16 protein-coding genes are annotated in these 21903 nt (G+C 57.0%); 8 read left to right on the plus strand and 8 right to left on the minus strand.

What is annotated here, in order from left to right; translation table 11 throughout:
• Positions 1-23: 23 nt before the first annotated feature.
• On the minus strand, positions 24-314 hold the full coding sequence (locus JY500_RS22415; RefSeq protein ID WP_206256153.1) for a helix-turn-helix transcriptional regulator: 291 nt from the start codon (positions 312-314) through the stop codon (positions 24-26).
• A gap of 322 nt (positions 315-636) precedes the next feature.
• On the opposite strand from JY500_RS22415, the gene JY500_RS09340 reads away from it, so the two are divergent.
• Positions 637-1434, plus strand: a complete 798-nt coding sequence (locus JY500_RS09340) for a hypothetical protein (RefSeq protein ID WP_206256154.1) — start codon at positions 637-639, stop codon at positions 1432-1434.
• A 201-nt stretch (positions 1435-1635) separates the two neighbouring features.
• On the opposite strand, the gene JY500_RS09345 is transcribed toward JY500_RS09340, so the two are convergent.
• The 7 genes from JY500_RS09345 to zwf all read right to left on the minus strand — a co-directional run bounded on the left by JY500_RS09345 (position 1636) and on the right by zwf (position 12341).
• A complete protein-coding gene (locus JY500_RS09345) occupies positions 1636-4722 on the minus strand; it encodes an anti-phage protein (RefSeq protein ID WP_206256155.1) in 3087 nt (1028 codons plus the stop codon).
• A gap of 323 nt (positions 4723-5045) precedes the next feature.
• Positions 5046-6281 carry a tyrosine-type recombinase/integrase gene (locus JY500_RS09350; RefSeq protein WP_206256156.1) on the minus strand — a complete coding sequence of 412 codons (1236 nt, stop codon included), beginning with the start codon at positions 6279-6281 and terminating at the stop codon, positions 5046-5048.
• A gap of 278 nt (positions 6282-6559) precedes the next feature.
• On the minus strand, positions 6560-7417 hold the full coding sequence (locus tag JY500_RS09355; protein ID WP_206256157.1) for an SHOCT domain-containing protein: 858 nt from the start codon (positions 7415-7417) through the stop codon (positions 6560-6562).
• A gap of 66 nt (positions 7418-7483) precedes the next feature.
• Positions 7484-9133 carry a glucose-6-phosphate isomerase gene (pgi, locus tag JY500_RS09360; RefSeq protein WP_206256158.1) on the minus strand — a complete coding sequence of 550 codons (1650 nt, stop codon included), beginning with the start codon at positions 9131-9133 and terminating at the stop codon, positions 7484-7486.
• 112 nt (positions 9134-9245) lie between these two features.
• Positions 9246-10229 carry a glucokinase gene (locus tag JY500_RS09365; protein WP_206256159.1) on the minus strand — a complete coding sequence of 328 codons (984 nt, stop codon included), beginning with the start codon at positions 10227-10229 and terminating at the stop codon, positions 9246-9248.
• A complete protein-coding gene (pgl, locus tag JY500_RS09370; protein ID WP_206256160.1) occupies positions 10210-10911 on the minus strand; it encodes a 6-phosphogluconolactonase in 702 nt (233 codons plus the stop codon). Before pgl ends, JY500_RS09365 begins: the two co-directional genes overlap by 20 nt.
• Positions 10911-12341 (minus strand): glucose-6-phosphate dehydrogenase, encoded by a 1431-nt coding sequence (gene zwf, locus JY500_RS09375; protein WP_246479852.1) that lies wholly within the window; start codon positions 12339-12341, stop codon positions 10911-10913. Before zwf ends, pgl begins: the two co-directional genes overlap by 1 nt.
• Positions 12342-12725: 384 nt before the next feature.
• On the opposite strand from zwf, the gene edd reads away from it, so the two are divergent.
• From edd to malG, 7 genes are all read left to right on the plus strand, one after another.
• Positions 12726-14549, plus strand: coding sequence for a phosphogluconate dehydratase (gene edd / locus JY500_RS09380; RefSeq protein WP_206256162.1), 1824 nt, complete (start codon positions 12726-12728; stop codon positions 14547-14549).
• Between the two features lie 7 nt (positions 14550-14556).
• The gene (gene eda, locus JY500_RS09385) at positions 14557-15180 is read left to right on the plus strand and encodes a bifunctional 4-hydroxy-2-oxoglutarate aldolase/2-dehydro-3-deoxy-phosphogluconate aldolase (protein WP_172202976.1); all 624 of its coding nucleotides are present in this window, start codon (positions 14557-14559) and stop codon (positions 15178-15180) included.
• Between the two features lie 142 nt (positions 15181-15322).
• Positions 15323-16603, plus strand: coding sequence for a maltoporin (locus tag JY500_RS09390; RefSeq protein WP_206256163.1), 1281 nt, complete (start codon positions 15323-15325; stop codon positions 16601-16603).
• A 164-nt stretch (positions 16604-16767) separates the two neighbouring features.
• Entirely contained in the window at positions 16768-17865 is a 1098-nt protein-coding gene (locus JY500_RS09395) for an ABC transporter ATP-binding protein (RefSeq protein WP_172202974.1), read from the plus strand.
• Positions 17866-18000: 135 nt separating this feature from the next.
• Complete coding sequence (gene malE, locus JY500_RS09400) at positions 18001-19200, plus strand: maltose/maltodextrin ABC transporter substrate-binding protein MalE (protein ID WP_172202973.1); 1200 nt, start codon at positions 18001-18003, stop codon at positions 19198-19200.
• A gap of 169 nt (positions 19201-19369) precedes the next feature.
• Positions 19370-20899, plus strand: a complete 1530-nt coding sequence (gene malF, locus JY500_RS09405) for a maltose ABC transporter permease MalF (RefSeq protein WP_206256164.1) — start codon at positions 19370-19372, stop codon at positions 20897-20899.
• 76 nt (positions 20900-20975) lie between these two features.
• Positions 20976-21866 carry a maltose ABC transporter permease MalG gene (gene malG, locus JY500_RS09410; RefSeq protein ID WP_172202972.1) on the plus strand — a complete coding sequence of 297 codons (891 nt, stop codon included), beginning with the start codon at positions 20976-20978 and terminating at the stop codon, positions 21864-21866.
• The last annotated feature ends 37 nt before the right edge of the window (positions 21867-21903 follow it).

Consider the following 21903-nt stretch of genomic DNA (forward strand, 5'->3'; position numbering starts at 1 on the left):
CATCAGCTCTTCTGTGAGCTGCGTTATGAGATGTCGCTATGCCTGCGTTGTGTAGCTTTGTCCTTAAGCCACGTCTCGACCTCTGTGCGTATGAAAACTGTGCTGCGACCGATCTTGATCGGGTGCGGGACGCGCCCGAGTGTGATGTCGTTGTAGATACTTGATCTACTTCGCTTGAGAGCTGCAGCCAGTTCGCGGATCGTGACCACTTCAATTACTCTGTTGGCTTGGTTGGCGGTGTGGGTGTCTTTGCGAAGCGTGCGTTGATCCTGAGTTAGCTGCGTCAAGTCGTCTTTGGTTGGTGTGTCGTGCATGGCTTTCACCTCGTCTGATGAGACTCGCGGTTGCGTCGTCTCTCCCTCATTTACAGCTGCGATTTGTTTCGCCAGAAGTCGGGGGAATAATCGGGGGGGGCGGCACGGACAGCAGGGGTTGGCACAGAATGCAGCAGATCTCGGGGGACAAAATCGGGGGAAAATGCTGATGTTCGTCTTGATACTCTGATATCGGGGGAATAATCCGGGGGGGCGATGTGGCCGTTCGCACTTCGGCGGGGGGCGAACGATTGGAGGCGACGTCTAGCTCTGCGTACATTGGACGCTACGCCACCGGAGTGATGACAGGTTGGAGGAGCGAGTGAAACGAAAGAATGGTGATGTGGTGCAGGAGCGGGACGATTGGAGCCCGAAATATGCGATCGTTCGAATCTTTGGAAATTACGCGACTAGCAATGAACGAGACCGCAAGCTGTGGATGGGCGAAGTGCAAGACGTGCTAAAGCGCGGAGGACTTGCCAGCGATCTAGATGGAGAATGGAGTCAAAATATTCGTCTTGCTTTGCCTAAGCTAGTAATGCATCTCCACGATGGACCCTCGTTAATGATGCGGCGGCATCCAGTCGTTTGGGCGAAAATAGCCACGGAGTTGGCTTGGGATCTGATCTCTCCTAGATTCAAATCTAAATTATTCGATTGGCTATGCCGGCGTGGTGATCGCTGCTATATAGGAAAATGCGGGCCTGATGGCGTTGAAGCTATTAGATCTGCAATCGAGTTTATGGTTCAACCAATGAATTTTGACCACCTAATTGACGGCCAATATCGCTGGGTTGGCGCTCCAGAGAGGGGTCGGTTAAGATCTGCGACTGCCGTTGTTGGAAGGGATCGGCTGGAGAGGTTGAGAGTTGCATTGTCGACGCTTTGTGAGTCTGATCGGAATGCCCGTGACAAATTCTTGATTCGTCAGCCTAGTGCAAGTGAACGGCCATTCTATTGCGCAATTCGTCAGAGCGATTTGTTAATGGCTTTGAGGGACGTGATGCCGGGCATTGATAGGAATCTAGTTCCTGGGGGACGAAAGAAAGTCAAAGATGAAACATTGTTCCGGGCGCTTAGAGAGGTTGTTGAGTTCTCAAGAGGTCGTCCAGTCAAGTAGTCGGCCGAAGGCTGCTACCTAAGTTGTACGTGTGACCTGCCATTCATATGTTTCCCCGTGACTTACGATGATGTGCCGTGTCACTAATCGCGGAATCTGGCGGAAGGCGCCTGGTGAGCTGACGCAGACATGACTCTGGCCAAGATGGTTAGGTGCTGAGAGGGGTGAGTTCGCACAAAACTCTCGCTTGACCAGAGAAGACTATTTGGGGTTGCCGGGGCGATTAAGGTGTCGTAGCTCGATAGCCTTCGAGTGTCCCCCTAGCTCGAACACGCTAAATGCCCAGTCGCGGTCTGAATGCTTCGTCTCGTACATGTAGATGCGATGCAGCAGGAGGCTCTGCAGTACTCCCATCACGCAGACGTTGTCAGACTCCTCCTTCACAAGCAATTCGATCTCGACCTTTGGCAAAGGAGCCGGCGTTGACAGGATTCGTGCTAAACGTATCAACCGGTTCGCATTGGTTGGATTTGCTGCGATAACCGCTGTTACGTTGTCCTCTAGTTCCGGGGCTGTCAAGATAGTTCCGGCTCGATATACAAAACCTGTGGCAATGGCTCTGAGGCCCCAGCCGACGACGAGTCGTATCTGTTTCTCGATCTTTGCGCGGTTGGTGTCATCCTCCTTCTTGGCAATTCTACCAACCATCGCCTGCACTAGCTGCTCTGCCTCTCCATGCTCGAAGATTCCAAAGAAGGTGCGTACTGCACGCATTGCGGCATCAAAAAGCTCCTTGATTGCGACTTCCTTGGTGTCCCGAGTGTAGTTCGGGAATTGGTGCGACAAGAGCGCGCCAGCAATCTCGATCGACTTGGTGAGGCTAACGATCTCGTCAGGAAAGTCTTGTCCGACTGCGTCTGTGCGGGGTTTGTCGCGAAGACCGTCCGATCCGCTGTCGTTCTCGTCTCGCCACTTTGCTTGATCTTCACGGTACTCTTCAGGCCGTTTCTCGGTATATTTCAAGCGAGGGGCGGCAGAAACTAGTTCACGAACTTTGGCGACATCATCTTTTGAAAACGTCGCAGCGGCAACATTTGAGAAATGGCGTTTTAGGCTTTCAACGAGGTGATCTAAGACCGCGCTTGTTCCAGTGTGATGAGCCAAAAAAAGTAGTGTGTTCGCGCACTCCCGGACGTAGAGGTGTTGCATGCAGTACTGCAAATAGTCTCTTACTTCTTCAGTGCCAATAGAAATCTTGGCGTAATTGCCAAGAAAGTAGTAGTAGGCATACGGATAAGCGAAGCTGATGTTATCGCCTTCTTTGTTTAGTATTCTGGCTCCGACCAGTACATCCAGTAGTTTGTCCGCATTTGTGGCGGTCCAGGTTTTTGAGTAATCCTCAACAAAGCGTCGAAATTCGAATTCGGTAATGCTCCTATCTATACCATGGCGCTTTACGAACCAACTCAGATGCGTGCACGCGGCTATATACGATTGCATGGCATCACGCGATACCTTCGCTTTCTCAAGTGCCCCAACAATCAGAAAGTGATAGTAGCTCGCGAACGATGAATTCTGCAGTTCGGTAGATAGCCCTGATGCCCAGCCTTGCAGTAACGAGAGGATAAAGATCGGGGCTGTCGAAGCAACATGCTGAAGCCTTGCTGCTTCGATGAGCTTCGCTGCATGATCTTCAATCCTTAACAGTTCGTTCCTTCCGGTCTCTTCAGTTGCGCCAAGAGCCACCCATTTTCTAATGAGCTCACCCCGGCGCTGATACCCGAAAGGTGAGATGCGATATGTATCAAAGCCGCTGAATACTGTCATCTCGCTAGAGCTCAACATCTCGGAGAGTTCATAATCCTCCCCTACTGTTACGACTGCGAATGAGAATCTAGCCAGCAGTCTTTCGAGCAAATGCGAGCGGTGCTCGCCCTTTATCCGACAAGCGTCGAAGTCGTCGAGCAAAAGTACCTTCTTGTCGCGCTCAAGCTGCAAGAAGGACTCATAAGCTTTGAGTCTATACTGCAACTGTAATGCGGTCCTAATAAATCCGTCGATCTGAGTCTCTGTTACCCCGCCGCGTAGTCGATCTCCCTTCAGGTAGATTGGAACGAGGCCCTGGAGGTGATACCTGCGTGCAAGCTGGTATAGGAGACGGGTTTTTCCGGCATTCTCTTCTCCTTCGATTAGCACGCTCTTTCCGGACTTGGGTTGCTGGACCAATTGGCGGGAATTTGGCTTCAAGGCCGACGTGACTCGCTTCCTCTCTGATCTGACTTCGCTTCGGCTGTCAAGGTCTGGGAATACGTAAATGTCGTCCAGCGCGAGTTCTCGACCGCTAGGATGCCTAAGTGTCGCCCCTACGTCGGTGAGCTCTCGTTGAAATGCCTCAGAGAAGTCGAATTCCCCTGAGGCGCGCTTAGGCATGGCGCGATATTCACGCCAATTGTGTGTGTCAGTAGGCTCATATCGCCCGCGCGACCATCCGTACACAACGTACTGAAACTGTTCGTTGGCGAGGTCTAGCACGACTACATTGAAGCCTGATTGGCCAGTTCCCCGTTCAAATAGAGCTGAGCCTTCCACGTACGCGCACTCGCCGTTAACTAGGTCTTCCGCGACGCGCGCGTTGCTCTCATGTTCGTGGCCGGTAAAGATTATGTCGCTTAGTCCCTGCAAAAACGCGCGGAACTTGAGTTGATTCTTTTGACTGTACCAGCCATATGGGTGATGCAAAACGCAGATGCGGAGGTCTGCATCTCCTGCGTTGAGGCCTTCGTAGCGTTCAAAGGGGAAGATAAGGCCCCCTTGTTGTTCGTGACGAGAGGACATCCAAGATGCGTTCAGCACATCGAAGTAGATATGCTTTCCTTCGCTTTCAACGTCGTAGGTCTGCCAGAGCTTGTCTGCGCGCGATTTTGGAACGTCGGAGCTCATTCGCTCGCGAAAGTCTTCAAAGTTTCTCTGGCTGCTTGTGCAGATATCTATAAAGTCATCCGGCAATTCGGGAAGGCTGTCCTCAATGCTTTTAAGTACGGCCTCCCGAACCGGGTTGGCTTTTGAAAAGTCGCAATCGTGATTTCCCGGGGCAATGACAAATACGATGTCCTTGTCATGGAATTCAGATTCAATTTCTGACTTTATGGCAGTTAAGAAATTCTCCGCTAGGTCATATTCGGTCTTCAGGCCAGCTTGAGCTATGTCTCCGGAGAGCAAGAATATGACCTTTGATGCTTCCTCTAGATGCCGTTTAATGGCCGCCGCAACTTGTTTGCTGCGTGAGAGAATTGCATCGTCCGCGTGCTTAATGTGAATGTCCGTAAGATGAAGAATCGCTATGGTCATCGGTGTTGTCGTACGGTGGAGCGTTATGCGGGAGGTTGTCGGGAAGTGTTGGCTGGCGGACTGAAAACTTGATGTTCTAGAGTGTCGGTGGTTAGTTCAGTAGCTCTTGCGACCCAAAACGTTGCTTATGCTGGATGGAGTTAAAGGGCTGTCCGAACTGGCGATCCACGCGAGGCTTTCGATTTTTGCCGTATTGATGAGACTACCACTGGAGTCTTGCATTGTGGGCTGATGTCCCCCAAAAAGTGTTTTTGCGGTAACGTAGATTTTTTACAGTCGACGTGATGCACTCTTCAGCATGACGAAAAATGAGGTAGTCGGCTTTACCTAGACAAAAATAGCGGGGAAAGGGGGGGGCGTGCGAGTTTTGGGCTGATTTCGTCCAGCATGTCTGCCAGCGCCTGCATCATCGCTTTGCGCTGCTCACTGTATTCGGCACGGTTGTACGGAATCGCGCTCTTCGATTTCCCGACTTCGTGCGCAAGAGCTTTTTCGACTACGTCAGAGCTCCAGCCAGCTTCATGCAGCATTGTCGCAACAGTCCGGCGGATGTCGTGGATTGTGAAGTGCTCCCAGGCTTCTCCGGTTCGCTCTGCCCGTTCCTCAAGTGCGTAAAGTACAGAGTTCAGGGTCGGTTTGCCGACTGGCATTCGGGTGCTGGTTCTGCCTGGAAAGCACTGTTCGGATCTGCCGGTGAGTGCCCTGAGTTCGCGGAGCAGGGCGGTGGCTTGGCGAGAGAGAAAGACGATATGGGGGCGTTTCATCTTCATCTTCTCGGCTGGGATTTCCCATATCGCTCGATCGAGGTCGAATTCGTTCCATCGAGCTGATCGCAGCTCTGATACCCGCACCATCGTTAGGAACAGTAAGCGGAACAGGATCTTGACTGTCGGTGTGGTGCCCGTCGTGTCCAGTTTCTCGATGAAGTTGCGAATTTCGCTGGGGGCCAAAACGCGTGTCCTCGCCTGAGGCTTAACGATGATTCGCGCCGGAATGGCCTTCACTGGGTTGTATGTGGTCGCTTGGCGTGCGACGGCGTAGTCAAAGATCTGGTTCAGTATGCCGCGTACGCGAAACGCTGAATGGGGCGCATTGCGACGATTCTTAATGTCGTCCACTAAATTGAGGATGTCGCGCGGCTCGATTTCGCGGAGCTTCAGTGCGCCAATCTTCGGATATACGTCGCGTTCCAACCACTGAAGCTGACAAGTTCGCCAGCCTTCACTGACCTGATTCTCGTTAAGCCAAAGCGCAGCAAATTCCTTGAGCGTTTCTGCTTTCGCATGCTCTTCCTTCGCGAGTTGCTTCTCATTGGCGGGGCTCTTGCCCGCCGCCACGAGTCGACGAGCCCCCCGGTGCAGCTCTCTAGCTTCCGCCAGTGAAACATCGGGGTAACGGCCATAAGTGACGGTCTCTCTGCGACCGTGGAGCCGGTAGTCGTATCGGAACGAGATTCGTCCGCTTGCGGCTACATACGCGTACAGCCCATCGCTGTCACCTAACTTGTAGGGCTTCTCGGCGGGTTTTGCGGACCTGAGCTTTGTGTCGGAGAGCGGCATGAGAGCGGAGTGCGGATGACGGTATTGCGCAGTATACCGTCAAGTGTACCGTCTCGCAGTGTTGGATGCTGCTGGACGCTATTGGACAAATATCGACAAGAAAGCCGTAAAATCAATGCGTTGGTTTGGTCTCTGAACAAGAAAACACTTTACGTTTTTCCAAAGTAACTGCTGAACATGCAGGTGTGATGCAACTGATCCGCACCGCACAAACAAAAACGACGCCGATTGGCGTCGTTTTTTTTTACGAAGGGCACCGGTCGGTGCCGTCCTCAGCCTTACAGATCCTTGATGATCTGGGCGCGCTTCGCCTGGAACTCCGCTTCCGTGATCAGGCCCTGATCGCGAAGACGTTGCAGGGCTTTAAGGCGGCTCTCCTGCTTTGTGTAGAAGCTGTCGCCAATGGGGGCTGCTGTGGCAGCCGGGGCGGTGCTGGGCGTCGCGCTTGCCGCGGCGGGAGTGTTGTCCGGCTGGAGCGTCAGCGCGATCCAGTCATTGCGCACCAAGGTTGCTTGCCCTTCAGTGACACCGGTTAGGTTTACGTTCTTCGCTGGCAGAGTACGTGAGCCGAAGTCGAACTTGGGATCTAGGCGCGAACCGTTCTGTTTGTCGGCCACGAAATCCGCATGGTGCATGCCAAGCAAGACGTTCAATTTACCGTCGGCGAAGAATATTCTGCCGCAGTTACCCACTACAGGCGCAACTAGCCCGGTCCATGCATGTTGTCCCGTGCTAACGAACACCAGCTCTTGGTCAGGAGTGGCGTTCTTAAGGCCGGCTACCACTGCCTGCGACAGCCGTTCAACTTCGCTGTCCGAGAACAGGGACTTCACATCTTTGAACGGCATCCCCTGGATCGACGCGAGCGCAGCTGCAACTTGCTTGACGTTCAGTTGCACCGGGTGGGCGTTAGGTTTTGAGCCGTCTCCGCGGGTCGCAAGGCGAATGAAATCCCATTCGCCCCAAGTCATTTTCTTCTCAGGGCTCTTGGCCCACTCGTTGAGCCGCTTTTCATCGCTCGGGCCGAACAAAGACTGGTCAAACCAGCCAGCCTGAACTGTCGGGGTTACAAGAGTGGCGGTCATCGCCAGTGCAAGTGTCGCCAGGAAGCGCGACTTCATGCGCTTGTGTTGCATCGTGTGAAACTCCTCCAGTTCAGGCTTCAGGCAGCCCTTCGCACCATGCAAAGGGCTGCGCTGGGGTCAGCGGTCGAGCGACAGGCGCGAACGCGCGGTGCCGATCAGGCGCTGGGTCGAAGCGTCGTAGTCTAGCTCACCGCCGCCGCCCTTGAGCGCGCGCTCGATGCCGCTGGCGAGCTGTTTGCCGAGTTCCACACCCCACTGGTCGTAGGAGTTGATACCCCAAACGGCACCCTGTACGAACACCTTGTGCTCGTAGAGCGCAATCAACGCGCCAAGATGCGCCGGGTCCAGCTTGTCCAGCAGCATCATGTTGCTCGGGCGATTACCGTCGAAGGTGCGGTGCTTGACCAGCATGTCAGCGCGTTCGCCGGTGACGCCGGCCTTATCGAGCTCTGCACGCACTTCGTCCGGGGTCTTGCCACGCATCAGCGCTGCGGCTTGCGCAAAGCAGCTCGCGATCAACACCGCGTGATGCTTCGGGTCCATGTCGCTCTGCTCCAGCGCAAGGATGAAATCGAGCGGGATCAGGTGCGTGCCCTGGTGCAGCAGCTGGAAGTAGGCGTGTTGGCCGTTGATGCCCGGCTCGCCCCAGATGATGGGGCCGGTTGCGTAGTCAACCTTGTCGCCTTCGCTGCGCACACCCTTGCCGTTCGACTCCATGTCGAGCTGCTGCAGGTAGGCGGGCAGGCGATGCAGGTTCTGGTTGTACGGCGCGATCACGACAGAGGGCGAGCCGAGGAAGTTCGCGTACCAGACGCCGATCAGACCGAGCAGCATCGGCAGATTCTTCTCGGCAGGCGCAGTGCGGAAATGCTCATCCATCGCATGGGCGCCACCCAGCAATGCCTTGAAATTGTCCGGACCGATCGACAGCACGATAGGCAGGCCGATTGCGGACCACAGTGAGTAACGGCCGCCGACCCAGTCCCAGAAACCGAACATGTTGTCGGTCGAGATCCCGAATTTGCTCACCGCAGCACCGTTGGTCGACACTGCGACGAAGTGCTTGGCGATATCTGCTTCGGACGCGCCCGACGCGAGGAACCAGTCGCGTGCCGTGTGTGCGTTGGTCAGCGTCTCGATCGTGGTAAACGTCTTGGACGCGATAATGAACAGCGTCGTGGCCGGATTCAGCTTGCGCAGCGTCTGAGCGATCTGCGCGCCATCGACGTTCGACACGAAGTGCATCTTGATGCTGTCGTGCGCATAGGGCTTCAGCGCTTCGCAGACCATCAGCGGGCCGAGGTCGGAACCGCCGATGCCGATGTTGACGACGTCGGTAATCGATTCTCCGGTGCGACCTTTCCACGCGCCGCTGCGGACGGTGTCAGCGAACGCAAACATCCGCTCGAGCACTTCGTTCACGCCCGGCATGACGTTCTCACCATCGACCGTGATCGGGGTGTTGCTGCGATTGCGCAGCGCGACGTGAAGCACCGCGCGGTTTTCGGTGCTGTTGATCTTCTCGCCACGGAACATGGCATCGCGGCGGGCTTGCACGCCGGTTTCGTCGGCAAGCTGACGCAGCAGCGCCAGCGTTTCGTCGCTGACACGATTCTTGGAGTAGTCGAGCTGAATCCCGCATGCGTCGGCAACATAACGCTGGGCACGTTCCGGATCTTCCGAGAACACTTCACGCAGATGCAGTTTCTTCCACTGTTCAGCGTGTTGCGCGAGCGCTTTCCACGCGCCGGTCGAAGAGGGATTCATGGACAACTCCTTATTGATTAGGGGGAGATTGCTGCTGGGCCGGTACTGCGACCGCCCACAAAAATGATACGGCGCGTCGACCAGGGCCGACGCGCCGTCCTGGCTGAGCAGATCAGTGCTGAGCCAGCGCGCGCTCAAGCGCTACCGCGGCGCCGGTAAAGGCAGGGTAGGCGGAGTGGATGACAAATACGGGCACGGTTTCCAGATAAGGCCGGAATCGTCCTTTGTCTTCGAACCGGCTGCGGAACGGCGAACGGTCGAAGAAGTCACCCAGTCGCGGAATGATACCGCCACCGATGAACACGCCTCCCTTGGCACCCAGCGTCAGCGCAAGATTGCCCGCAATTGTGCCCAACATGCCGCAGAACATGTTGACCGAATCCAAAGCGAGTGCATTGGAGCCGTCCAGGGCGCCGTTGGTGATCGCAGGTGCGTCCAGCCCTGGCGAGGGGAGGCCGCGAACGGCAGCGAGCGATTCGTGCAGCGTGACCAAGCCCGGGCCAGAGATCAGGCGCTCGGCGGAAACGTGCGGGAAAGTCTCGCGCGCCTTGGCGATCACAGCGGTCTCCTCCGCATTTGTGCCCACCATCGTTACATGCCCGCCTTCACCCTCAAGCGGCAGGTAGCCTTCGGCGGATGGCACCAAACCGGATACGCCCAGGCCGGTACCTGGGCCCAGCACGGCAATGGCGCGGTTCTCTTCGCGCTTGCCGCCGCCAACCTGATGCAACTCGTTGTCGGGCAAGAAGGGCAGGGACAGCGCGAGCGCCGTGAAATCGTTGATGAAGACAAGTCGGGTGAATCCGAGTTGCTGGCGCACGGCGTCGATCGAGAATGCCCAAGTGTGGTTGGTCATCTTGATCCGATCGCCGTCGATCGGGTTTGCAATACCGATCGCACCTGAGGTCGGGCGGTCTCCGCCGACCTCTGCGAGATAGGCCTCGATTGCCTCCGCCGGGCCAGCGTAGTTCGCGCCGGGCAGGGTGCGAATGTCCTCAATCGGCCCGCCCTCAGAGCGGATCAGCGCAAAGCGAGCGTTTGTGCCACCAATGTCGCCGAGGAGGCGAGGATAGGTGCTAGCGGCACCAGAAGACATGACAGGGGACCCTTTCCTGGTTAAGTGCGAATCGAATTGGCAGCCGTTCCACGTCGTGGCCGGCGAGCGCGTCGCCGAGCAGTGACCATTTGGCGGCACCGGTAATGTGGACTGCAATGTTATGAGCGCGGAGGAGACGCGGCGCTGTAAGCGTGATACGCCACCGCGGCGCCTTGCTGGTGTTTTCGGTTGCAAGGCAGGCGTCACCGGAGGCATCGAATAAGCCTGCGGCGATCTGCGGTGAGCCGGGGAACAGCGACGCGGTGTGGCCGTCTTCGCCCATTCCGAGAATGACAACGTCGAACGGGCAGTCCAGTGCCGCTAACGCCCTGCTGGCGAGTCGCGCTCCGACAGATGGGGTGTCCGCCTCGAACTTGAGCGGGATGAAGCGTGCCACGCTGGCCTTGTCGGCAAGGAGGTGCTTACGCACGAGAAGTTCGTTGCTGTCGGCATGGTCCGTCGCAACCCAGCGCTCGTCTGCAAGCGTGACGGTGACCTTGTTCCAGTCGAGATCAAGAGTCCGGAGTTGCTCAAAGAATCCGAGCGGCGTCTTGCCGCCGGATACAACCATGCTCGCGTGGCCGCGTTGGGAGATCCCATCAGACAGGCGTGCGCCAACCCAACGTGCGAGCGTGGCGTCAAGAGCATTTGCTGATTGATGGGCGTGGACTTGTAGCGCCATCAGATCTCCTCGTGCCAGGCATGGCCGTTACGTCCAAGCAAGGCGCTTGAAGCCGCCGGGCCCCATGTTCCAGCAGTGTAGGACTTGGGTTTTTCGCCGCTCTCGGCCCATGCGTTGATGATCGGCTCCACCCAACGCCAAGCGGCCTCCTGTTCGTCGCGTCGTACAAACAGGGTTAGGTTGCCCAACATTGCATCCATAAGTAGGCGCTCATAGGCCTCAAGTTGACGCGTCTTGAACGTTTCCGAGAAGTCCATGTCCAGCGCGACCTCACCCAGCCGCATGGTGTTGCCGGGTTGTTTGGCCAGCAGATGCAGATGCACTGTCTCGTCGGGCTGCATCTGGATAACCAGGCGATTTACCGGTCGGCCGACGTAGCAGGTGTCGAAAATGCAGTGAGGGATCGGCTTGAAATTGATGACGATCTCTGCAAGCTTCTCCTGCATTCGCTTGCCGGTCCTGAGGTAGAAGGGCACGCCCGCCCAACGCCAAGATCCGATCTCAGCCTTGATTGCGACGAAGGTCTCCATGCTGCTGTCTGCAGCGATACCCGACTCTTCGAGATAGCCCTTCACCGGTTGACCGCCCACCGCTCCCGCGCGGTATTGCCCTCGCACGGTGTTATTGGCCACCGCCGCGCCGGTAATGGGCTTCAGCGCACGGAGCACCTTGAGCTTTTCGTCACGTACTGCGTCCGGCTCAAGTGAGGCCGGTGGCTCCATGGCGGTGATGCAGAGCAACTGCAGCAGATGGTTCTGCACCATGTCACGCATTGCGCCGGTCTTCTCGTAGAACTCGCCACGCGATTCCACGCCCAGCTGCTCGGCCACTGTGATCTGCACGTCGCGCACCCACTGGCCGCGCCATAGCGGCTCCAGCAATACGTTTCCGAAGCGCAGCGCAAGCAGGTTCTGAACCGGTTCCTTGCCCAAGTAATGGTCAATGCGAAAGATCTGCTTCTCACCGAAGTACTGGCCCACCTCGTCGTTGATGGCCTTGTTGGAGGCCAGATCCGTTCCGAGTGGCTTTTCGAGGATGACGCGGCTTTCAGGCGTGATCAGGCCTGCATCGGCAAGGTTGCGACAGGTGGGGGTGAAAAGCTGGGGTGCGGTGGATAGATAGTAGACGCACGGCCGAGCCGACTTCCCGATCAGCTCGGCCAGTCCCTTGAACGAATCCGGTTGGGTGGCGTCGGCCGAACGATAGTCGATGCGCTCCGCAAATGTCTGCCAGGTTGCCTCATCGTAAGCGCTGCCGAGAAATGCGCTGGCCTGCGAATGCATGCGCTCACGGAATCCGTCGCGTGTTAACGCACTGCGAGCAACACCGATGATGCGGACGTCCGGCGACAGCACACCATCTTGATGGAGGTGATAGAGCGCGGGGACGAGTTTCCGCATCACCAGATCCCCGGTCGCGCCGAAGAGCACTACGTCAAGCGCTGGAATCTGAGACATGTGTTCGGTCCTTTTGCCTGAGCTCGTTCGCGCTGCGCGACGAAGAAGGCGTTGCAATGTTTGCGAAAGTATAAGAAGTAAAACTACAAGCTTTCAAGGAACTGCCTTGGTGCGCTGATCACTCGGATGGTGCGGCAGCGCTTAGTGGTCAAGAGGTGTTGCTTTGTAGCAACAAAAAAATGCCGAGGCAGGATTTTGAAAAGTCTTTATTAATCAATGGCTAGTGCGTTTTGTGGGGGTGCGGGGCTTGGGTTAGATCAACATCTTGTATCGGCGCATCAGTGGTTTCTTGTTTTTGGTTTGTAGCATTACTACAATCCGCCGCAAACGTAGTTCGAAACACTTGAACACAAGTACATGACACTCCATCCGAAAATCGTCGAGATCACCGAGCGGGTTCGCCAGCGTAGCGCTGCCACCCGTGCGGCTTATCTTGCGCGCGTTTCCGCGGCACCCGCGGCGACGAATCGGTCCGAGTTGTCCTGTACGAACCTTGCGCATGCATTTGCCGCTTCGCCGGCTCAAGACAAGCTAGCGATCCGCGAGCTTCGCAGTCCGAACCTCGCAATCGTCACCGCCTACAACGACATGCTGTCGGCGCATCAGCCGTTGCGTGACTATCCGGAGTGGTTGAAAGAAGCTGCGCGCTCGGTCGGCGCTACGGCGCAAGTGGCGGGCGGTGTGCCTGCGATGTGTGACGGTGTCACGCAGGGGCAGCCGGGCATGGAGCTGTCACTGTTTTCGCGGGACGTCATCGCCATGGCGACTGCTGTCTCGCTGTCGCACAACATGTTTGATGCAGCGCTCTATCTGGGCGTCTGCGACAAGATTGTGCCCGGCCTGTTGATCGGAGCTTTGTCGTTCGGACACCTGCCGGCCGTGCTTGTGCCGGCTGGTCCGATGCCAAGTGGTATCACGAACGATGAAAAGGCCAAGGTTCGCCAGTTGCACGCCGCGGGGCAGATTGGCTCGGATGCGTTGCTTGAGGCTGAATCCAAGGCTTATCACTCAGCCGGTACCTGCACGTTCTACGGAACCGCCAACAGCAATCAGATGTTGATGGAGGTTCTCGGTCTTCATCTCCCGGGTGCCGCATTTGTGCCGCCGGGCACCGCGCTGCGCTATGCCTTGACCCAAGCGGCCGCACGTCAAGCCGTTGCAATCTCGCGGCAGGGCGGCGCCTACACGCCGGTCGGCCAAATGATCGATGAGCGTTCGATCATCAATGCGATCGTTGGCCTGCTTGCGACCGGCGGCTCGACCAATCACACCTTGCACCTCGTTGCGATTGCGCGTGCCGCGGGTGTGATCATTGACTGGGACGATTTCGATGCGCTGTCCGCGGTCGTGCCACTGCTTGCTCGTGTGTATCCGAACGGCGCTGCCGATGTGAACCAATTCCATCGCGCCGGTGGAATGGCCTTCCTTATTCGCGAATTGCTCGCTGCGGGCTTGCTGCACGACGACGTTCAGACGGTCATGGGCGTTGGTTTGTCCCGTTACGCTCAGAGTCCGGCGCTGTCCTCGGATGGGCGCTTGGTCTGGGTGGATGCTCCATCCGAGAGTGGCGACGCTGGGATTCTTCGGCCGGCATCAGAGCCGTTCAGCCACGACGGCGGGCTCAAGGTTCTGCAAGGCAACCTTGGGCGCTCAGTCATCAAGGTTTCGGCCGTCAAACCCCAGCATCGCGTGGTGGAAGCGCCTGCGCGCGTGTTTGAAAGTCAGAACGCGATGCTCGACGCAGCCAAGCGGGGCGAACTGGATCGTGACGTTGTTGTCGTTGTGCGCTTCCAAGGACCTCGCGCAAACGGTATGCCTGAGCTTCACAAGCTCACGCCGACGCTGGCGAACATACAGGACAAGGGCTTCAAAGTTGCACTGGTGACTGACGGCCGCATGTCGGGGGCGTCCGGGAAGATTCCCGCGGCAATCCACCTGACGCCGGAAGCATTGGCGGGCGGCGAAATTGCGAAGCTTCGTGATGGTGACGTGATTCGCCTGGATGCCGAAACTGGCCGGCTGGAAGCTGTTCTTGCTGAAGCCGACCTCCGTGCTCGCACGGCAGTGTCGCCAGATATTCGCGCGAACGAGTGGGGCATGGGGCGTGAGCTCTTCGGTGTCTTCCGCAACGCGGTAGGCGGAGCCGAGCTCGGCGGCAGCGTCTTCGAAACTTTTCACTGAGATACAGATGAACCTACAAGACGTTCTTCGCATTGGGCCGGTTATGCCGGTTATCGTGATCCGGAACCTGGATCACGCGGCACCGTTGGCTCGCGCGTTGGCACGCGGTGGCATTCGCGTATTTGAAGTAACACTTCGGACGGATGTTGCGCTGGATGCCGTGAAGGCGATGCGCGATGCAGTGCCTGACGCGATCGTAGGTGTGGGCACAGTGACGCGTCCCGCTGATCTCGAGTCGGCTGTGTCGGCAGGTGCGATGTTCGCTGTGAGCCCCGGTTTGACCCGTGAATTGGCGGAGGCCGCGGTTGGTCCCGCCTTGCCGCTCCTGCCGGGAGTGATGACGCCCGCCGAGTTGATGATCGCTCGCGACATGGGTTTTGACGCACTCAAATTCTTCCCCGCCCGTGAGGCCGGTGGAATCGGAATGTTGCGCGCTTTGGGCGGCCCTTTCCCCGATGTCGTTTTTTGCCCGACAGGCGGGATCACTTATGAGACGGCGTCTAGCTACTTAGAACTGCCGAACGTTGCTTGCGTTGGTGGGAGCTGGCTCGCGCCGATCGACATGATGGAGCGGGGCGACTGGGATGGAATTACGCGGTTGGCCGAACAGGCAGCCGCACTGCGCTCGTAGTCCTGAGGCTGCTGGCGCGGTATCGAGACGCCCGAAGAACACATTCGTGCGCTCAAATGGAGTGGTCTAGGTTTTTGCAGTGCAGTTTTTTCGTAACGGCAGATCTTTAGGTTTGCCATTTACAAACCACAGGAGAGGTGACATGAACTTCAAACTCAGCGCAATCGCTGCCGCAGTCGCGGCCGCTACGCTGTCTGCCGGCGCTGGCGCCGCTGCAGTTGATTTCCACGGCTATGCACGTAGCGGCGTCGGCTCGTCGGTCGACGGCGGTTCGATGGTTTGCTACTGGGGCCCGAGCGGTCTCGGCCACTTCCGTCTTGGTAACGAGTGCGACACCTACTTCGAACTCGCTTTCGACGCCAACCTGGCCGAGAAGGGTGAAACCAAGTTCAACATCCACACTATGATTGCCGGTGGTACGCAGCAGCTGAACGACTGGGAAGAATCCACTCCGTCGTGGCGCCAAATGTGGGCCGAAGCAACCAACGTTGGTTCTGGCCCGCTTGCTACCGCCAACATCTGGGCTGGTAAGCGTTACTACAAGCGCCAAGACATCCACATGACCGACTTCTTCTACAACGCCGTCACCGGTCCGGGTGCTGGTCTTGAGAACGTTGATGTGGGCTTCGGTAAGCTGTCGTACGCCTACATGCGCACGGGCGATATGGACTGGAGCGGTGCGGGCGGCTTCAAGCCGAACTACGCTGATGGTGGTGCCAAGTCTGTGACCACCCACGATCTGCGCCTCGAAGGTGTTCAGCTTGGTGGTTTTGGCTCTCTGGACTTCATCGCGGATATCGTCTCGCCGAACTCCCGTGAGAACAGTGACGGCAAAAAGAACGAATCCGCCAGCGGCTACGCGTTGACGGCCCAGCACACCATCGGTGTTTTGGGTGGCTTCAACCGTGCTGTGATCCAGATCGCGCAAGATGGCGCCAATCTAGACGGCACGGCGAAGTGGTGGTCGTCGGATACCTACGAGTCTGAAGGCTGGCGCTTCCTTGATCACCTGGTGTTTGACGCGGGTGCGTGGAATGGCTCGGCCACTTTCGGCTATCAAGTGACCAACGAAAACAAGGGCAAGGACACCACGGGTTGGAACCTCGGTGGCCGCGTTTGGTACCACTTTAACGATCTGTACTCGGTGGGTGGCGAAGTTGGTCACGATTCCGCCAAGACCGACGGTCAAGAAGAGCGTTCGATGAACAAGCTCACCCTGGCTGGTCAGATCAGCGCGGGCAAGAGCTTCTGGGCACGTCCGGCAATTCGCGCTTATTACACCTACGCGAACTGGAACGATGCCATGAAGAACTCTGGCTACCATGGTTGCACCGGTCGTGACTGTGGCGTTGGTGTCGAGAACGGCAAGGACTTTGCGAGCAACGGCAGCACCTACGGCGTTCAGTTCGAAGCTTGGTGGTAAGAATCAGACGGCAGCTCAGTTGAGCTGACTGTTTGAATCACTCCCCGGGCTTCGGTCCGGGGAGTCTTGAGATTTCATTTGGGATGCGCGTTGCGTCCATCGTTGTCGGCAGCATGTGTTGCCGTATGGGTCCGATTTGACCCACTGTAACCGGAGAGATTTAGATGGCTGGACTGGTACTCAAGGGCATCAAGAAGTCGTACGGAGATGTGCAGACGCTCCACGGCATCGATCTGGAGATCCAGGACGGCGAGTTCATTGTTTTTGTCGGTCCGTCCGGCTGTGGCAAATCGACGCTTTTGCGGTCGATTGCTGGTCTTGAGGACATCAGCGCTGGCGAGCTTTATATCGGCTCGAAGCGCGTCAACGACGAGCCGCCCTCGAAGCGTGGCGTCGCGATGGTGTTCCAGAGCTATGCGCTCTATCCCCACATGTCTGTGGAAGAGAACATGGCGTTCGCACTGAAACTTGCGGGCGCCTCCAAGGATGACACCAAGGCGGCTGTCGATCGTGCTGCCAAGATTCTCCAGATTGAACATCTGCTCGAGCGCAAACCGAAGGCGCTCTCCGGTGGTCAGCGTCAGCGCGTGGCGATTGGCCGCGCGATCGTGCGCAAGCCGGATGTCTTCCTCTTTGACGAGCCGTTGTCGAACCTGGATGCCGCGTTGCGCGTGCAGATGCGTGTTGAGCTTTCGAAGCTCCACTCTGAGCTCAAGGCAACGATGATCTACGTTACCCACGATCAGGTTGAGGCGATGACGCTTGCGAACCGCATCGTGGTGCTGTCGGCAGGGCGCATTGAGCAGGTTGGCGCGCCGCTTGAGCTCTATCACCGCCCAGCAAATCTCTTCGTGGCAGGCTTTATCGGCTCCCCGAAGATGAACTTCGTTCATGGTCAGCTTGTGTCGGCTGACGAGAAAGTTGCTCAGATCAAGCTCAAGAGCGGTGCTGTGGTCAAGGCAGCCGTCGACGCTCGCCGCCTGAAGCCGGGTGCACCGGTGACTTTCGGTGTTCGGCCGGAACATGCCTCGATCGATGTCGAGCCTGGTGACAGCACGATGGCCGGAAAAATCCAGGTTGTCGAACGTCTTGGCGATACCACGTATTTCTATCTGGAAGTCGCTGGCTGTGATTCACCGTTCATCGTGCGGGCGCCTGGTGACAAGCACGCGAAAGTGGGCGAGAACATCGTGGTGGGGCTGCCGCTGCAGCGCTGCTATGCATTTGACGAAAAAGGGCAGGCTTGCCCGGTGACCTGGTAACCAGGCGCCAATAGCCAAAAACAAAAATATAAAAGATTTATCCGGCATCCGTAGCGCGTTAAGAAGTGTCGGTCGCGTGCGTGTTCCGCACACGACATGGCGATCATGGGGTGGACCACTACAAGGAGATGAAGTATGCAAGTCGGTAATCAAGTGAAGCTGTTCGCCGCTTCGGCGGTGGTGGCACTGTCCGGCGTGATGAGCGCACCGGTTCAAGCTGCCGAGCAAGGCAAGCTTCTGATCTGGATCAACGGCGATAAGTGCTACAACGGTTGGGCGAAAGTCGGCCAAGAATTCACGAAGAAGACCGGTGTTCAGGTTTCCGTCGAGCACCCGGAAGATGCCCCGGGTAAGTTCCAGCAAGCCGCTGCCGCTGGCAAGGGTCCGGACATCTGGATCTGGGCGCACGATCGTATCGGCGAGTGGATCGCCGGTGGTCTGCTGCAGCCGCTTGCCCCGAGCAAGAAGGCCAAGGACGCCATTGATCAGCTGGGTTGGAATGCCTTCTCGCTGGGCAACAAGGTCTGGGGCTATCCGCTCGCTATCGAAGCAGTGCACCTGATCTATAACAAGGACCTCGTCCCGACCGCCCCGAAGACCTTCGAAGAAATCGCTGCAATCGACAAGAAGCTGTCGGCTGAAGGCAAGAAGGCCATCCTGTGGGACTACACCAACACGTACTTCACGTGGCCGGTGCTTGCTGCTAACGGCGGCTACGCATTCAAGCTGAAGAAGGACGGTACGTACGATCCGAACGACACCGGCGTGAATAACAAGGGTGCTGTTCAGGGCGCGACGCTGCTGGCGAAGATGATTACCGACGGCGTGATGCCGAAGGGCGCTTCGTACGCCGACATGGAAGCCGGTGTCAACCAAGGCAAGATCGCCATGATGATCAACGGCCCGTGGGCTTGGGACAACCTGAAGAAGTCGAAGATCAACTTCGGCACCGCCCCGATTCCGAAGGTTGGTGGCAAGGCTGGCGCACCGTTCGTCGGTGTGATCGGCGCGATGGTTAACAAGGCCAGCCCGAACAAGGAACTGGCTGTTGAATTCATCGAGAACTACATGCTGAGCCAGCAGGGCCTGAAGACCTGTAACGCTGACGTGCCGATGGGTGTGCCGGCCGACAAGGCGTTCTACAAGGAACTCGCTGCCGACGCCAACATCAAGGCTGTGATGGAATCGGCCAAGAACGGTGCTCCGATGCCGAACAACCCGGAAATGGGTCGTTTCTGGGCGTCGATGGCTTCCGCTCTGCAGAACATCACGCAGGGTCGTCAGACTCCGAAGGAAGGTCTCGACGCCGCTGCCAAGCGGATCGTGACGAAGTAATCTGCTTCACGGCGGGTCTGCGACCCGCCTTGTTTGCCCGCCAGCACTCGTCGAGCCTATTCGGCGAGTGTTTGGCGCGGTCTTTGGCTGTTTCAATCGGATCCAAGCGCCTTGGCTTTCGTGCCCGTTTGCCGGCGCGTGAGAGATCTGCACGTAAGGGATGTGAGTCGTGAACGACCGTCTGACAAAATGGATTGGCCCAGCGCTGCTTGCGCTGCTAGCGCTATCTGGTCTCTATCTCGTTTTTATGCTGTATGTGTCCGGACAGACGGTTGTCGCTGGTGTCGGCTTGTTTGTCGTCGCACTGATGGTGTACGTCTATACCGCCCCTGGCGCCTATTCGTATCGTTACCTCTTTCCGGGCGTAGCGGGCGCGTTGATATTCGTGGTGTTCCCGATGGTCTACACCATTGCGATCGGATTCACGAACTACAGTTCCAAGAACCTGCTCGAATTCGACCGCGCAACAAAGTACCTGCTGGACGAGACCTATCAGACGGAAGGTCAGACATTCGCCACCACAATTCATCGCGAAGGCAGCGAGTATCGGCTTAAGCTCGATAACGAAGACGTTGCCCTTTCGTTTGTTACCGGCCCGTTGGCACTGAAAAAAGCCGAGCGCGTTGTGGCGCAGGCGACGCCGACCGGGTCGTCCGAAGTTGCGCTGGGTGATCCGCTTGAGCTTCGCGACATCATTCCTCTGCGCAACATGCTCAAGGAAGTCATCGTCAAATTGCCCGATGGCGTTGAGTTGACGATGTCCGGTTTGCGTGAGTTCGCGCCGGTCAAGAAGCTCTATTCGAAGAATCCCGACGGCTCATTGACCAACGTTCAAACTGGCCAGATCGTTAAGCCGAATTTTAAGACCGGCTTCTATGAGACCGCACAGGGCGATCAGCTTGCACCGGGTTTCAAGGTTGGCATCGGTCTTGACAATTTCCGCCGTGTCTTGGGCGACGAGTCGATCCAGCAACCGTTCCTGCGTATCTTTGCCTGGAACGTGACCTTCTCGTTCATGTCGGTCCTGCTGACTGCAGCAGTTGGCATGTTCCTCGCGGTGCTGCTGAACTGGGAAGCGATCGCCGGGCGCAATATGTACCGCACCTTCCTATTCTTGCCGTATGCGGTGCCTGGCTTTATTTCGATCCTGGTCTTCAAGGGCTTGTTCAACAATAACTTTGGCGAAATCAACCTGATTCTCGACCAACTGATCGGTGTGAAGCCGCCATGGTTTTCCGACCCCACTCTGGCGAAGGTGATGATCCTGATCGTCAATACTTGGCTCGGTTATCCCTACATGATGGTGCTGTGCCAAGGCCTGATTAAGTCGATTCCAGCGGATCTTTACGAGGCCTCTGCGTTGGCGGGTGCCGGTCCGCTCACCAACTTCTTCAAGATCACGATGCCGCTGATTCTGAAGCCGTTGATGCCATTGTTGATCTCGTCTTTCGCGTTCAACTTCAACAACTTTGTGCTGATCAGCCTGCTGACGAACGGCCGTCCGGACTTCCTCGATACGAAGATTCCGGCAGGTGAGACGGACATCCTCGTCTCCTACACCTACCGTATCGCGTTCGGTGATTCGGGGCAGCAGTTTGGTTTGGCCGCGGCAATTTCGACCGTCATCTTCATCATGGTTGCGATTCTCTCGATCATCAACCTGCGTTTGACCAAGGTGAATCAACAGGAAGCCCGCTGATCTCGGCGAACCGCAGGTCAAGAGGGGAGTCGCGCGCTGTGCTGACTCCCTGCTAACGAGTTGAAAGGTTTTTGGTATGGCTATCGTTCTGGATAAATCGCATCGCTGGCGTGTCGTGGTGGCTCACTTGGGGCTGATTGCGTTCATCTCGCTGTGCATGTTTCCGTTCTTGATGATTCTGTCGATCTCGCTTCGGCCGGGTAACTTCGCAGTTGGCAGCTTGATCCCCGCCCAAATCAGCTTCGAACACTGGAAGCTCGCGCTTGGCATTTCGTATCAGGCGGAAGATGGTTCACTGATTACGCCGCCATTCCCGGTGCTGCTCTGGCTGTGGAACTCAATCAAGATTGCATTGATTTCCGCATTCATCGCGGTGTTGTTGTCGACGACTGCTGCATATGCCTTTGCTCGAATGAAATTCCGTGGCAAGAAGCACTGGATGACTGCGCTTCTGCTCATGCAGATGTTCCCGACGGTGCTCGCGCTGATCGCAATCTTTTCGATCTTCGACTACCTCGGTAGCTATGTGAAATGGCTAGGTGTTGATAGCCATTGGGCTTTGATTCTTGCCTACGCTGGTGGTATTGCGCTGCACGTGTGGACCATCAAGGGCTACTACGACACCATCCCGGTGGAAATCGAGGAAGCTGCGGTCGTAGACGGTGCGACGCACTGGCAGGCGTTCAAGTACGTTCTGCTCCCGATGGCGAAGCCAATCCTGATGGTTGTATTCCTGCTGGCCTTTATTGGCGCAATCATCGAATACCCGGTTGCCTCCGTGCTTCTGCATCAAGAGGCCAACCTGACGCTCGCGGTGGGTTCGAAGCTGTTCTTGTATGAACAGAAGTATCTATGGGGCGATTTCGCGGCGGCCGCGATCTTGTCTGGTTTGCCCATCACCTTCGTGTTCCTGCTCAGTCAGCGCTGGATGGTCGGCGGTCTGACGGCTGGTGGCGTCAAGGGTTAAGAACTGTTTTGGTTTGATTCGATAAGAAGAGCGCCGA

Source organism: Niveibacterium microcysteis, assembly GCF_017161445.1.
GTDB classification, from domain to species: Bacteria; Pseudomonadota; Gammaproteobacteria; order Burkholderiales; family Rhodocyclaceae; genus Niveibacterium; species Niveibacterium microcysteis.